Annotated in this window: 11 protein-coding genes; 3 read left to right on the forward strand and 8 right to left on the reverse strand. The window is 53.6% G+C overall.

All coding sequences use genetic code 11. The features are described 5' to 3' along the window. Positions 1 to 37 precede the first annotated feature (37 nt). Both ACJ8IL_RS01815 and ACJ8IL_RS01820 read right to left on the reverse strand, forming a co-directional pair. Entirely contained in the window at positions 38 to 1,675 is a 1,638-nt protein-coding gene (locus ACJ8IL_RS01815) for an ABC transporter substrate-binding protein (protein ID WP_049205525.1), read from the reverse strand. A gap of 696 nt (positions 1,676 to 2,371) precedes the next feature. Continuing rightward, entirely contained in the window at positions 2,372 to 3,016 is a 645-nt protein-coding gene (locus ACJ8IL_RS01820; RefSeq protein ID WP_015378089.1) for a YchE family NAAT transporter, read from the reverse strand. A 531-nt stretch (positions 3,017 to 3,547) separates the two neighbouring features. Between ACJ8IL_RS01820 and adhE the strand changes: the two genes are divergently transcribed. Then, the gene (gene adhE, locus ACJ8IL_RS01825; protein WP_025303076.1) at positions 3,548 to 6,220 is read left to right on the forward strand and encodes a bifunctional acetaldehyde-CoA/alcohol dehydrogenase; all 2,673 of its coding nucleotides are present in this window, start codon (positions 3,548 to 3,550) and stop codon (positions 6,218 to 6,220) included. Between the two features lie 119 nt (positions 6,221 to 6,339). Here the strand turns inward: adhE and ACJ8IL_RS01830 are convergent, their stop codons facing one another. Continuing rightward, entirely contained in the window at positions 6,340 to 6,924 is a 585-nt protein-coding gene (locus ACJ8IL_RS01830) for a thymidine kinase (protein WP_015378091.1), read from the reverse strand. Positions 6,925 to 7,624: 700 nt separating this feature from the next. On the opposite strand from ACJ8IL_RS01830, the gene hns reads away from it, so the two are divergent. Further along, the gene (hns, locus tag ACJ8IL_RS01835) at positions 7,625 to 8,032 is read left to right on the forward strand and encodes a histone-like nucleoid-structuring protein H-NS (protein WP_004932170.1); all 408 of its coding nucleotides are present in this window, start codon (positions 7,625 to 7,627) and stop codon (positions 8,030 to 8,032) included. A 186-nt stretch (positions 8,033 to 8,218) separates the two neighbouring features. Here hns and ACJ8IL_RS01840 read toward each other — a convergent pair whose 3' ends face one another. The 5 genes from ACJ8IL_RS01840 to rssA all read right to left on the reverse strand — a co-directional run bounded on the left by ACJ8IL_RS01840 (position 8,219) and on the right by rssA (position 13,772). Next, entirely contained in the window at positions 8,219 to 9,229 is a 1,011-nt protein-coding gene (locus ACJ8IL_RS01840; protein WP_442516313.1) for an NAD-dependent epimerase, read from the reverse strand. A 9-nt stretch (positions 9,230 to 9,238) separates the two neighbouring features. Then, a complete protein-coding gene (locus ACJ8IL_RS01845; protein ID WP_025303078.1) occupies positions 9,239 to 10,582 on the reverse strand; it encodes a UDP-glucose dehydrogenase family protein in 1,344 nt (447 codons plus the stop codon). Between the two features lie 40 nt (positions 10,583 to 10,622). Then, positions 10,623 to 11,540: a UTP--glucose-1-phosphate uridylyltransferase GalU gene (gene galU / locus ACJ8IL_RS01850; RefSeq protein ID WP_025303079.1), complete on the reverse strand. Its 918-nt coding sequence runs from the start codon at positions 11,538 to 11,540 to the stop codon at positions 10,623 to 10,625. Between the two features lie 212 nt (positions 11,541 to 11,752). Further along, positions 11,753 to 12,766 (reverse strand): two-component system response regulator RssB, encoded by a 1,014-nt coding sequence (rssB, locus tag ACJ8IL_RS01855; protein WP_025303080.1) that lies wholly within the window; start codon positions 12,764 to 12,766, stop codon positions 11,753 to 11,755. 103 nt (positions 12,767 to 12,869) lie between these two features. Then, entirely contained in the window at positions 12,870 to 13,772 is a 903-nt protein-coding gene (gene rssA / locus ACJ8IL_RS01860; RefSeq protein ID WP_043142971.1) for a patatin-like phospholipase RssA, read from the reverse strand. 118 nt (positions 13,773 to 13,890) lie between these two features. Here rssA and ACJ8IL_RS01865 point away from each other — a divergent pair, with 118 nt between their 5' ends. Then, on the forward strand, positions 13,891 to 14,355 hold the full coding sequence (locus ACJ8IL_RS01865) for a YchJ family protein (protein WP_025303082.1): 465 nt from the start codon (positions 13,891 to 13,893) through the stop codon (positions 14,353 to 14,355). Positions 14,356 to 14,373: the final 18 nt, after the last annotated feature.

Consider the following 14,373-nt stretch of genomic DNA (forward strand, 5'->3'; position numbering starts at 1 on the left):
TATATTCCTCCGCGAGTTAGCGCAAGGAATACCCCTTTTACTGCTTGATAATGTACAGATTTTTAACGTCGGTATAGTCCAGCGGGTCTTTGCCGGTGAACCCGCCTACCGTCGGCTTGATCAACCGTGCGCTGACGCGGTAATACACCGGGATCAACGCGGAGTCTTTGTCCAGCTGAGCTTCCGCCTGCTGATAGAGCGCGGCGCGCGCGGCCTCATCCGGCGCCTTCAGCGTGGCGGCCATGATGGCGTCGAACGCCGGGCTCTTATAGAACACGGTATTGATACTGCTGTTGGACAGCACCAGATTCAGGAACGCGCTGGGTTCGTTGTAATCCCCGCACCACGTGGCGCGCGCCACGTCGTATTGCCCCTGATGGCGGCTCTCCAGCGAAGTCTTCCACTCCTGATTACGCAGCGTGACCTCGGCACCGAGGTTCTTCTTCCACATCGATGCGGCGGCGATCGCCTGCTGTTTGTTTTGATCGGAGGTGTTGTAGAGCAACGAGAACTTCAGCGGTTTGGCATCGCTGTAACCCGCCTCCGCCAGCAGCTTCCTGGCTTCGGCGTTGCGCTGTTCCTGGCTCCAACCGGCCCATGCGGGCTGCGTAAAGTTCGCGCCCTCCGTAAAGGTCGGCGTGAAACTGTAGGCCGGGATCTGTCCCTGGCCCATGATCTTGTTGGCGATGATGTCGCGATCCAGCGTCATCTTCACCGCCGTACGCACGCGTGGATCGGTAAACGGCGCCCGCTTGTTATTGAGCTCGTAATAGAAGGTGCACAGATAAGGGTTAACGTGCAGCTGTTCGGGCATTTCGCGCTTCATCTTGACGTACAGGTACGGCGGGATCGCGCTGTTGGTGATGTCGATCTCGCCGCTGCGGAAGCGGTTGACGTCGCTGACTTCCGAGGTAATTGGCAGGAAGGTTGCCTGATTGATCACCGTCTGCTTGTTGTTCCAGTAGCTCGGGCTGCGCTCCAGCACGATGCGCTCGTTCACCACCCACTCTTTCAGGCGGTAAGCGCCGTTGCCGACGTAGTTGGCGGGTAGCGTCCATTTATCGCCGAATTTCTCCACCACCGCCCGTTTGACCGGTTTGAGCGACGTGTGGCTCAGCATGCTGATGAAATACGGCACCGGTTCGCTGAGCGTCACCTGCAGCGTCTGGTCATCCAACGCCTTGACGCCGAGGGTCTGCGGAGGCTTCTTGCCGGTCAGGATGTCGTCGATATTGTCGACTTTGGTGTATTGCAGATAGCTGGCGTAAGGCGAGGCGATTTTCGGATCGGCCAGGCGCTGCCAGCTGTAGACGAAGTCCTGCGCGGTCACCGGAGTGCCGTCGCTCCACACCGCGCCGGGGCGCAGGTGGAAGGTCCATTGCTGATAATTCTGGTTTTCCCAGCTCGCCGCCGCCGCCGGCACCACATGCCCGTTGGCGTCGGTGCTCACCAGCCCTTCAAGTAGGTTAAGAATGATATTGCTTTCCGGTACCCCCTCGACCTTATGCGGATCCAATGAAGCCACTTCGCTGCCGTTGTTGATCACAATATTCTGTTGCTGCGCCAACTGAACGCCGGCCGGCACTTCCGCCGCCAAACTGTTATTTATGGCGCCGACGCTCAGCGCGCCGCTAATCAACAAGGTCAAAGAAGTACGCTTCAGGGTTTGCTGCATAATCGAGGCTCCTTTTCACCGACAAGCATCGCTTATCGAAGTTTGTGAAGTGTTTATAAGAATTCTAAATAAACGGATACCAGCAAAAATCATTCCCGTTTTTATGGCGCATTTCAGTTAATTGACCACGGGAAAGTTGCTCGGAAATTAGCAGAAGCCAAATTCCATAGCCAATAAATTTTACGAAAATGTTAAGCAATTCTCTTTTATCGCACGAAGCCCGATCCGCTCCCCGATAGCGGGGCAACGAAAAAACAAAATCATCATTTTGATTTTAAAGATAAAAAAACCAAAATCATTTCGTTTGAAACCGTCGACGTCATCTCACCGTCGCACAAAGAAACATTCATTTAACAATCCAGCCATTCAAAGAACAAACACCTGCCTATGGTCGGTTAATCACTAATAACACCTGGATGAAAGTGAGACAAGCCCCACAGAATGATGTGATTAATTTAACAACAGCTTTACCGTTGAACGGGGACAAAACGCGCGGAAATGGGGGAAGAAAAGTGTCTGAAATAACGCTTAGCGTTTTTTTTGCACAGCAAGATGAGATTTATGCAACATAAGGGTGCAACCGAATAAATTTTATTCATCCTCTGCACTATAATAATGCGAACCAATAAATAATTTAAATTTTAAAATTAATTTTAGCCGCGCCAACGCGAAAGGTGCGCGGCTAAACAAAGGGTATTACAACAGGCCGGGGAATATCGCCTTAATGCCGGTAACGATAAACTCGATCCCGAGCGCCATCAGCAACAGGCCCATGATTCGGGTGATCACGTTGATGCCGGTCTGCCCAAGCAAACGCACCAACAGCGGCGCGGCGCGGAACAACAGCCAGCAGCAAAAGGCGAACAAGGCGATCGCCACCGTAAAACCGAGCAGGCTTTGCCAGTTGTGATAACGTGAACTCCAGACGATGGTAGAACTGATCGCCCCTGGCCCCGCCATCAGCGGCAGCGCTAACGGCACCACGCCGATACTTTCGCGGATCGCGCTCTCCGACTTCTCTTGTTTGTTCTGTTTGTCTTCCCCCAGCTTGCCGCTGATCATCGACATGGCGATGGTCACCACCAGAATACCGCCGGCGATGCGGAACGAATCGATAGAGATGCCGAACATCCGCAGGATCCCTTCGCCCAGGAACAGCGAGGTCCACAGAATGATGGCGACCGACAGGTTGGCGGTCAGGTTGGTTTTGTTGCGCCCCGCTTCCGCCTGATAACTGGTCATACTGATAAACACCGGCAAGATGCCCACCGGGTTGACCAGCGCAAACAGACCGACAAAGAACTTGATAAAGCCGGAAAGATCCAACAGAGATTGGCCCACAGATGGCTCCGCATTAAGTACTATAAAAAGGTGTGCTGCCTATGCGCGCTAATGTAATGGAATTGCCGCGGGTAATCCATCCGGCCAGAGCAGCATTTTTGACTACCAGCAGGTTATGCAACAAAACAAATGCCCTTTGTTAAAGTGATGTATGGCCTTTTGATTTTTTATGTTGAAAAAAGAGTCACCGCTCACAGTTATCGAGAATAATTCCCAACACCAGCAAGCTGAAAGGTGTCAGCTTGCAGTTTTCATGATTTAGATCACAAATCAACTACCCAACAGTGGGTAAGCTCTTAGTCGTAGTCAGGGAGTAGAACAAAGTCGGCAGCAGCATCGCCGGTTCCGTTCTCCTCACTGCCTGCCCCTCCGGTTGGCGTAGGGTGAAGCTCTTTAAGCAAATCAGCAGCATGCGAAGAAATAACGCGGGAAGACCCCGGTATTCTCATCACCGCTTATCCCCGTTACGACTATACTAGTGGCTCGCACGGCTTATTTACTGAAAGAGTTTAACATTATCAGGAGAGCATTATGGCTGTAACGAATGTCGCTGAACTGAACGAGCTTGTCGCACGTGTCAAAAAAGCCCAGCGCGAATATGCCAACTTCACTCAAGAGCAAGTGGATAAAATCTTCCGCGCTGCCGCCCTCGCCGCTGCTGATGCCCGTATCCCATTGGCCAAAATGGCCGTGGAAGAATCCGGAATGGGTATCGTCGAAGACAAAGTGATCAAAAACCACTTCGCTTCCGAGTACATCTACAACGCCTATAAAGATGAAAAAACCTGTGGCATCCTGTCTGAAGATGACACTTTCGGTACCATCACCATCGCCGAACCTATCGGCCTGATTTGCGGTATCGTGCCTACCACCAACCCAACTTCTACCGCGATCTTCAAAGCGCTGATCAGCCTGAAAACCCGCAATGGCATCATCTTCTCGCCGCACCCGCGTGCGAAGAATGCCACCAACAAAGCCGCCGATATCGTGCTGCAAGCCGCTATCGCCGCCGGTGCGCCGAAAGACATTATCGGTTGGATCGACCAACCTACCGTCGAGCTGTCCAACCAGCTGATGCACCACCCTGACATCAACCTGATCCTCGCCACCGGTGGCCCGGGCATGGTGAAAGCCGCCTACAGTTCCGGCAAACCGGCAATCGGCGTCGGCGCCGGCAATACGCCGGTCGTGGTAGACGAAACCGCAGATATCAAACGCGTGGTCGCCTCTATCCTGATGTCCAAAACCTTCGACAGCGGCGTTATCTGCGCTTCCGAACAGTCGGTCATCGTCGTTGACGCTATCTATGATGCGGTACGCGAGCGCTTCGCTTCCCACGGCGGCTATCTGCTGCAGGGTAAAGAACTGAAAGCGGTGCAGGACATCATCCTGAAAAACGGCGGCCTGAACGCGGCCATCGTCGGGCAATCCGCACCGAAAATCGCCGAAATGGCAGGCATCAAAGTGCCGGCCAACACCAAAGTGCTGATCGGTGAAGTGAAGCTGGTCGACGAGTCTGAACCTTTCGCACATGAAAAACTGTCGCCTACCCTGGCGATGTACCGTGCCAAAGACTTCGAAGACGCCGTCGCCAAAGCCGAAAAACTGGTCGCAATGGGCGGTATCGGCCACACGTCCTGCCTGTACACCGACCAGGATAACCAAACGGCTCGCATCGCCTACTTCGGCGATAAAATGAAAACGGCTCGCATTCTGATCAACACCCCGGCTTCTCAGGGCGGTATCGGCGACCTGTACAACTTCAAACTTGCGCCTTCGCTGACGCTGGGTTGCGGTTCCTGGGGTGGTAACTCCATCTCTGAAAACGTCGGACCTAAACACCTGATCAACAAGAAAACTGTAGCGAAGCGAGCAGAAAACATGTTGTGGCATAAACTTCCGAAATCGATCTACTTCCGCCGTGGCTCACTGCCTATCGCGCTGGAAGAAGTGGCGACCGACGGGGCGAAACGCGCCTTCATCGTGACCGACCGTTTCCTGTTCAACAACGGCTATGCCGACCAGATCACCAAGGTTCTGAAGTCTCACGGTATCGAAACTGAAGTGTTCTTTGAAGTGGAAGCCGATCCGACGCTGAGCATCGTGCGCAAAGGCGCCGAGCAGATGAACTCCTTCAAACCGGACGTCATCATCGCGCTGGGCGGCGGTTCGCCGATGGACGCCGCGAAAATCATGTGGGTGCTGTACGAACATCCTGAAACCCACTTCGAGGATCTGGCGCTGCGCTTCATGGACATCCGCAAGCGTATCTACAAGTTCCCGAAAATGGGCGTGAAAGCGAAGATGATCGCCATCACCACCACCTCAGGCACCGGTTCGGAAGTCACGCCATTCGCCGTCGTGACCGACGACACCACCGGACAGAAATACCCGCTGGCCGACTATGCGCTGACCCCGGACATGGCGATTGTCGACGCCAACCTGGTGATGAACATGCCAAAATCCCTGTGCGCCTTCGGCGGTCTGGATGCGGTAACCCACGCGCTGGAAGCCTACGTGTCGGTGCTGGCGAACGAATACTCCGACGGCCAGGCGCTGCAGGCGCTGAAACTGTTGAAAGAGTATCTGCCGGCCAGCTATAAAGAAGGCGCGAAAAACCCGGTTGCCCGTGAACGCGTGCACAACGCCGCCACCATCGCCGGTATCGCTTTCGCCAACGCCTTCCTCGGGGTTTGTCACTCCATGGCGCACAAGCTGGGTTCGGAGTTCCACATTCCGCACGGCCTGGCCAACGCGATGCTGATTTCCAACGTCATTCGCTACAACGCGAACGACAACCCGACCAAGCAAACGGCCTTCAGCCAGTACGACCGCCCTCAGGCGCGCCGCCGCTACGCTGAAATCGCCGACCACCTCGGCCTGAGCGCACCGGGCGACCGCACCGCGCAGAAGATTGAGAAACTGCTGGCCTGGCTGGACGAGCTGAAAACCGAGTTGGGCATCCCAACCTCCATCCGTGAGGCGGGTGTGCAGGAGGCGGACTTCCTGGCGAAAGTCGACAAGCTGTCGGAAGACGCATTCGACGACCAATGCACCGGCGCCAACCCGCGCTACCCGCTGATTGCCGAACTGAAGCAAATCATGCTGGATACCTTCTACGGCCGCGAATTCAGCGAAGCGGTCGACGAGGAAGCGGCGGCTCCGGCTGCAGCCAAAACCGCGGTAAAGAAGCCCAAGAAATAACGGTTCCGTGAACCGATAAAAAAACCCGCCAAACGGCGGGTTTTTTATTGCGCCTGGCGCGCGGTTTTTCTTATCCCGCCGCCAAAACGCCTCAGCGGGCGCTGGCGGCATTTTCGCCCCTACTCCAAGGAGTGAATCGCCTCTTTATAATGCTTGCGACAGACGGAGACATAGCTCTCGTTACCGCCAATCACCACCTGTTCACCAGCGTGCATCGCCTGGCCGTTTTCATCCAACCGCAACACCATGTTGGCTTTGCGCCCACAGTGACAGATGGTTTTCAATTCCACCAGCTTATCGGCCCAGGCCAGCAAATATTGGCTGCCGGTAAACAGTTCACCGAGAAAATCGGTACGCAGGCCGTAGCACAATACGGGAATGTCCAGTTGGTCCACCACATCGCACAATTGCTCAACCTGCGCCTTGGTCAGGAACTGGCTTTCATCCAGCAGCACACAATGCACCGGCTGCTGTTGATGCTCTTGCTGAATCATGGCGTACAGCATCGAGTCGTTGTTATAGAGCTGGGCCTGCGAGGATAAACCGATGCGCGAGCTGACTTTACCGACGCCAAAGCGGTGATCGATCTCCGCGGTGAACACCAGCGTGCGCATACCACGTTCTTGATAGTTATATGAAGACTGTAGCAGCGCGGTGGACTTGCCGGCATTCATCGCAGAGTAATAAAAATAAAGTTGAGCCATGGCCCCGCAACTCCGATGGTATAAGAAATATTCAAATGTTGATTAGGACGGTAAGTGTACCATAAGCCGCCCCCCGGCTCAGCCCAAAGCGAACGAATATTGCGTTCGCCGTAATAATGCGCTTTCAAGCGAAACATATCGTTCTGTCGGCCCGTTCTTTTTACAGCTATTTACAGGATAATGTATGCCTGTCATCACTATTAATTCTTGCTAATGGTTAACCCCGAACATTTGCCCATTAATGCATAATCCTCTTTCACTGCGGCAGGCACCGCAGCCGCGGGAGAGTGCTTGTCTATTATACGTGAGGCCAATACAGGGCATTTAATCACCTTCGCTATCCCCCCGACGTTTCCTGACGCAACCTTTACCTATATACCCCTATTGTTTACAATGTCTGCCTTACCATGGCGTGATTAAGCCCACAGAACTCATTGTAATATTGATATAAATTACGACGATAACTTATCGATGAAAGCCTTGCGACACGCGCCTTTTAAAGCATGCCTGCTGAAATTTTGACTTAAGTGCGGTGAGGATAATAGTTAACAGCCCTTCCTATATTAGTCGGACAGATCCGATTAACGGTTTTTTAAAAGGTAAATTTGAGTATTCAAGTCAATTTGGCTATTGCAGAAAAGAAAATAGCACTCTATTATTATCGAGACGCCCCCCACCAATATAATTTGAGACTAGGACAATGAGCGAAGCATTAAAGATTTTGAACAACATCCGCACTCTGCGCGCCCAGGCAAGAGAATGCACACTGGAAACGCTGGAAGAAATGCTCGAGAAACTGGAAGTTGTTGTGAACGAACGTCGCGAAGAAGACAGCCAGGCTCAAGCAGAAATCGAAGAACGCACTCGTAAACTGCAGCAATACCGCGAAATGCTGATTGCTGATGGTATCGATCCAAATGAGCTGCTGCAAACCATGGCTGCCAACAAGGCTGCCGGCAAAGCAAAGCGTGCAGCACGTCCTGCTAAATACCAATATAAAGATGAAAACGGCGAACTGAAAACCTGGACCGGCCAAGGCCGTACGCCTGCGGTGATTAAGAAAGCTATCGAAGAGCAAGGTAAATCTCTGGACGATTTCCTGCTGTAATAGCGATTCAGTCCGTATCTGAAAGGCTCCCTCCGGGGGGCCTTTTCATTTTAAAGCTTATCGACGTGATCCCACCTCACCCCTCTCCTTTTAGTAAATATCCTAATTCGCATTTTCTTCCCTGCATGGAGCCCCAATGAAAAAAAGGGGCCCTAAGGCCCCTTTATCGCATTTACCCTCGTTCAATTATTGAACCTGGTAGAATGCCTTATACCAATCAACAAAGCGCTTTACACCCTCTTCAACGCTGGTTTCCGGTTTAAAACCAATGTCACGATAAAGCTCTGCGGTGTCCGCACTGGTATCCATCACGTCGCCAGGTTGCATCGGCAGCATATTCTTGCGGGCAGTTACCCCCAAAGCCTGCTCCAGCGCCGTGATATATTCCATCAGTTTAACGGGGGTGTTATTGCCGATATTATAAACATGATACGGTGCGGAACTGGTCGCTGGCGATCCCTGTTCAACGCTCCATGACAGATCTGCCTGCGGAATAACCGCCTGCAGCCGCACAATCGCCTCGGTGATATCATCGATGTAGGTAAAGTCACGGTGCATTTCACCGTGGTTATATACATCGATGCTCTCCCCCGCCAATATGGCCTTGGTAAACTTGAACAGCGCCATATCCGGACGCCCCCAGGGACCATATACGGTAAAGAAGCGTAACCCCGTCGTCGGGAGACCGTATAAATGAGAGTAGCTGTGTGACATCAGCTCATTGGCTTTTTTGGTGGCCGCATACAGTGACACAGGGTGATCGACAGAATCTTCGGTAGCAAACGGCAGCTTGCGATTGAGGCCATAAACAGAGCTGGAGGAAGCATAAAGTAAATGCTCGACCTTATTATGGCGGCAGCCTTCCAGAACGTTCAAATGGCCGATCAGGTTGGCGTCCGCATAAGCCAACGGGTTAACCAACGAATAACGCACGCCGGCTTGTGCCCCCAAATGAATGACTCGTTGGAACTGATGCTCGGCGAACAATGCCGCCATCCCTTCACGATCGGCCAAATCCAGCTTGATAAAGCGGAATCCCGGCTTATCCGCCAGTCTGTCCAGACGGGCCATTTTCAGGCCCACGTCATAATAGTCATTCAGGTTATCGATGCCGACAACCTGATGCCCGGCGGTCAACAAACGCTCTGCAACGTGATAACCAATAAACCCTGCGGCGCCTGTAACCAGGAATTTCATGCCCACTCCTTAAATAACCGGTTTAATCGAGGCGCCGCGGCCAATCGCGTAATAGGTAAAGCCGCGATTCTCCAAACGCTCCGGATCGTACAGGTTACGTCCATCGAAGATCACCGGCTGCTTCAACGCACTCTTGATCACATCGAAGTCCGGTGCGCGGAAATTCTGCCATTCGGTGCAGATCACCAGAGCATCGGCGCCGTGCAATGCAGCCTCTTTGGTCCCCATCAGCTTCAAGTCGTCGCGCTGGCCATAGATGCGCTGAACTTCGTTCATCGCTTCAGGATCGTAGGCTTGAACGGTGGCGCCGGCAGCCCACAATTGCTCCATCAGCACGCGACTGGATGCTTCACGCATGTCATCGGTATTCGGCTTGAACGCCAGGCCCCACAGCGCAAAGGTTTTCCCCTTCAGATCGCTGCCGAAGTAATCTTTGATAAAGCTGTTCAACTTATCTTTCTGTTGGTAGTTGACCTGCTCTACCGCCTGCAGCAGCTTCGGTTGGTAACCGATCTGCTCCGCCGTGCGGATCAACGCCTGGACATCTTTCGGGAAGCAAGAACCACCGTAGCCGCAGCCAGGGTAGATGAAGTGATAACCGATGCGTGAGTCGGAACCGATGCCCTGACGCACTTTCTCGATGTCCGCACCCAGCATTTCCGCCAGATTGGACATTTCGTTCATAAAGCTGATTTTGGTCGCCAGCATGCAGTTGGCGGCGTATTTGGTCAGCTCTGCGCTGCGGATATCCATCATGATCATACGATCGTGATTGCGGTTAAACGGCTCGTACAGTTCGCGAATCGGTTCGATTACCTCTTTATTATCGGTACCGATCACGATGCGTTCAGGGCGCATGCAGTCAGCTACCGCAGCGCCTTCCTTCAGGAATTCAGGGTTGGATACCACGTCGAACGCCACGTTGCTGCCGCGTTTAGCCAGCGTTTCCGCCATCACCTGACGCACCTTGTCCGCCGTACCGACCGGCACGGTGGATTTATCGATCACCACTTTGCGATCGGTCATGTGTTCGGCGATGGTACGTGCAACCGCGGTGACATATTTCAGATCGGCGGAGCCGTCCTCATCCGGCGGCGTGCCGACGGCAATAAACTGGATATTCCCGTGTGCCACGCCCGCTTTGGCATCGGTGGTGAAATGCAGGCGCCCAGCCTCATAGTTTTGCTGTACCAGCGGCGTCAGGCCCGGTTCAAAAATCGGGATATTCCCTTTTTTCAGGTTTTCGACTTTTCGCTCATCAACATCAATGCACATAACGTCATGGCCAACTTCAGCCAGTACGGCGGCCTGTACCAGCCCCACATAACCAATACCAAAAACTGTTACTTTCATGTGAAAATCCTAGTTTTTCAAATTAATACGAAAGATCAAATTACTTCTTGTCAGCGGCAACAACCTGTTGCAGCCACTGAGAAAATTCTTTGCCCAGGCTGGCATGACGCATGCCGTACTCTACAAAAGCCTGCATGTACCCCAACTTGTTACCGCAGTCATGGCTTACGCCCTTCAGGTGATACGCTTCCACCGTTTCCTGCTGCATCAACATTTCGATACTGTCAGTCAGCTGAATTTCGTCGCCGGCGCCAGGGGGCGTTTTAGCCAACAGCGGCCAAATATCGGCGGATAACACGTAACGACCGACAATCGCCAGGTTGGAAGGGGCTTTATCCGGCGAAGGTTTCTCAACCACACTCACCATCGGCGCACTTTCGCCCGGTTGCAAAGCAACGCCCTTACAGTCGGCTACGCCGTAGTTTCCGACATCTTTATGCGGCACGGGTTCAACCATGATCTGGCTGACGCCGGTAGTTTCGAAGCGCTGCAGCATTTCGCGGAGGTTGTCTTTTTTCGGATCGGCGCTGTATTCGTCGAGGATCACGTCCGGCAACACCACCGCCACCGGTTCATCGCCCACCATCGGGTAGGCACACATAATCGCGTGCCCCAGGCCTTTGGCATTGCCCTGACGAACCTGCATCACGGTAACGCCTTTCGGGCAGATCGACTGCACTTCATCCAGCAATTGGCGCTTGACGCGTTTTTCCAGCATCGCTTCAAGTTCGAAACTGGTATCAAAATGGTTTTCGATCGAGTTCTTGGAGGAGTGGGTGACCAGCACAATCTCGTTAATCCCCGCCGCAATGCACTCATTAACGACGTATTGGATCAGCGGTTTATCAACCAGCGGCAGCATTTCTTTCGGAATGGCTTTGGTGGCCGGCAACATCCGCGTACCCAAGCCTGCAACCGGGATCACGGCTTTTCTGACTTTGCGATTTACAGCAGGCATTATTTCCTCTCTTGAAGCTAAAGCGCTCATTTTATGAGCTTGGGCTCAATATAAAAAACCTTCGGAGTATACCAGCTTATGCGCGCCTGGCATTAACCAGAACACAAATAGAAAACATTTAGGACTATTACCCGTTCGGATAATCGGGAGAATAAATAAACGGTTTAATTACCGATAAGTGAATAGCTTAAGATCTCGCCGTTCGTTGCCTGTTATTCAGCGCTGAGCATCAGTCGCAACCGACCACCGCTTCCCCATACCTGACACTGCCAGGCAGTGCAGCGCTGGCTGATCTGATTCATGTAGGTGGCCCCCAGCGTCCCCAGTGGCACGCCATTGCTCAGCTGGATTTGATTGTCACCGGTATTGACGTTGGCATGCAGCCCGGCAGAAACCAGAATCAGGTTTTTATTTTCGGCGTGATAATATCCCAGCAACAGCGGGAATTGACCGTCTAATTTCCCCTGCCGCAATAATTGATTAACCTGCTTTAACAATGCCGACATTTGCGGCAGACGATGCTGTTGATTAGCCAGATGGTCTTGCAGCAGCCCATTAAATAATGCACGCAACAGCAATGCCGCCAATACGCCATTATCGCCGGCGCGCGTGACGTCCAGGCAATAGAATGCCAGATCCTTTTCTGACAAAGCGGCGATATCCAGCACCAGGCCAGGATTTTCGCCGGTGGTTAACTGCCGATAGTTGATCCGGCAATGCGCAATAGTCTGCTGTACCGGCGGTTGCAATTGTTTAAGCAGTTTGACGGCTTCGGAGGGATTTTTGCTCAACGCATCCCAGTCCTGAAACAGTTCAACCTCCTCAATCGCCTGGGAAGTGAACATATTGGGGTATAAGCATGCCAACACCGCTTCACGCAGGCGATTGAGATCGGTCAGCGGCTTGAGCAGCACATCCTGCACGCCCAACCTCAGCACCTTGGCGATGTCAGCCATCTTGTCGGTGGCCGAGATCACCAGCACCGGGATTTGCAGCCCCTGCAAACGCAGGTGCTCAACGAATTCGATCCCCCCCATTTCCGGCATCGCGAGATCGCACAGGATCAGATCCGGCTTGAAGTCATCGACGGCACCCAGCGCCTGTATACCGTTGGTCGCCTCGCCGGTTTCAGCACCCAGTGAGGCCAAATAACCGACCAGCACTGAACGAAAAACCTGTTCGTCCTCAACGATCAAGATGCGCTTGTGAGTAAGTGGTAATGCCATCAGCCGAGCCTCGTCCCTTTCCATAGTGTAATAGTGGCTCAAAAAGGTCACTTATGCTCGTCTGAAACAGACTGACCGCGCATTGCCAACCGAGAACCGAGAATTATCTATTTTTTATCAACGGCAACAACCGATCCAGTTGTTTTTCCACCGCCAGCAACCCCGCTGCGATCGCTTCATCGGCGCGGTGGAAATCCAGCGTCGAGATTTGCGGACAAAAAGGTTGAATCAACACATCCGGCGGATCGCTCGCCATCCGATTACGCTTCAAACGATTTTCCAGCATTTGAATCGAGGTGCTCATGATCTCCATCGCCGTCGGCGCCGTCGCCGGTTTGCGCTGTCGCATTTTGCCGATGCGTTCCCGCAGACGCCCGCGCCAGGTCGCCGCAGGCGCATCGCCCGGGCTTTCTTCCTCGATACGTATCGAGAACAGATCCTGCTGCATCAGATGCGCATCATGCTGCAGATCGACCGCGATGACGATATCGGCGCCCATGGCGCGGCAAAGCGACACCGGCACAGGATTGACCACCGCGCCATCCACCAGCCAATAGCCGTCGGCCCATACTGGCGCCAACAGGCCAGGCATGCTGCAGGAGGCGCGTATCGCCTGATGAATATCGCCTTCGGTCAGCCACAGCTCGCGCCCGGTGCTGAGATTGGTGGTCACGGCACCGAACTTCAACGCGCAATCGGCGATATCATTGACCTTCAGCAGCTGTCCGACGGCGTTAAACACCCGCTCGCCGCGCAACAGGCCGCCGCGCTGCCAGGAAAAATCCATCAGGCGAATGACGTCCCAATAGCTGAACGATCGCACCCACTGCTCCATCGCCGGCAGACGATGGCTGGCGAACGCCGCGCCCACCAACGCGCCGACAGAACAGCCAGCAACGACGTCAACCTCAATCCCCAGTTTCTTTATCGCATTGATCACGCCGATGTGCGCCCAGCCTTTGGCCGAGCCCGCTCCCAGCGCCAGTCCGATCTTGATTTGCCGCATCGCGCCATCCTCAGGGTGAAAGGTGTTCTCTGCTTTCAGGGTAGATTGTCACTGACGAATATTGTTAGGTAACATATGCGCTAAATTCATTTTCTGCCTCGTGTTCTCAGGAGTTATTTTGCCCGAATTATGCCCATGCGGCAGCGGACTGGCGTATAACGCGTGCTGCGCCCCTTTTATCAGCGGCAATCAGCCAGCGCCGACGCCCGGCCAGCTGATGCGTTCACGCTTCACCGCCTACGTGAGTCATAACGTCGACTATCTGATCGCCACCTGGCACCCCGACTGCGGTGCCGAAGCGTGGCGCAATGCAATCGTCGACAGTTTTAAGAATACCGAATGGCTGGGCCTGACTGTCGTGGAAGAGAAAGCCGGTCATGAGCCGGATGAAGGCTTCGTCGAATTCATCGCCCGTTTTACCGATGGCGAAAGCGGCGAACCGCAAGCGATGCATGAGCGCTCACGCTTCCTTCGTCGCGATCAACGTTGGTATTATATCGACGGCACCAAACCCCAGCCCGGCAGAAATGCGATGTGTCCCTGTGGCTCAGGGAAAAAATATAAGAAGTGCTGCGGGCGCTAGCCGGCCGGCGCTTCACGT

It is taken from the genome of Serratia sp. CY47444 (assembly GCF_052168635.1).
GTDB lineage: Bacteria > Pseudomonadota > Gammaproteobacteria > Enterobacterales > Enterobacteriaceae > Serratia > Serratia bockelmannii.

Excerpts from the sequence above, each read along its gene's own strand:
- hns (WP_004932170.1), top strand. The coding sequence starts at position 7,625 with ATGAGCGAAGCATTAAAGATTTTGAACAACATCCGCACTCTGCGCGCC.
- adhE (WP_025303076.1), top strand. The coding sequence starts at position 3,548 with ATGGCTGTAACGAATGTCGCTGAACTGAACGAGCTTGTCGCACGTGTC.
- ACJ8IL_RS01840 (WP_442516313.1), bottom strand. The coding sequence starts at position 9,229 with ATGAAATTCCTGGTTACAGGCGCCGCAGGGTTTATTGGTTATCACGTT.
- ACJ8IL_RS01815 (WP_049205525.1), bottom strand. The coding sequence starts at position 1,675 with ATGCAGCAAACCCTGAAGCGTACTTCTTTGACCTTGTTGATTAGCGGC.
- ACJ8IL_RS01845 (WP_025303078.1), bottom strand. The coding sequence starts at position 10,582 with ATGAAAGTAACAGTTTTTGGTATTGGTTATGTGGGGCTGGTACAGGCC.
- galU (WP_025303079.1), bottom strand. The coding sequence starts at position 11,540 with ATGCCTGCTGTAAATCGCAAAGTCAGAAAAGCCGTGATCCCGGTTGCA.
- ACJ8IL_RS01830 (WP_015378091.1), bottom strand. The coding sequence starts at position 6,924 with ATGGCTCAACTTTATTTTTATTACTCTGCGATGAATGCCGGCAAGTCC.
- rssB (WP_025303080.1), bottom strand. The coding sequence starts at position 12,766 with ATGGCATTACCACTTACTCACAAGCGCATCTTGATCGTTGAGGACGAA.
- rssA (WP_043142971.1), bottom strand. The coding sequence starts at position 13,772 with ATGCGGCAAATCAAGATCGGACTGGCGCTGGGAGCGGGCTCGGCCAAA.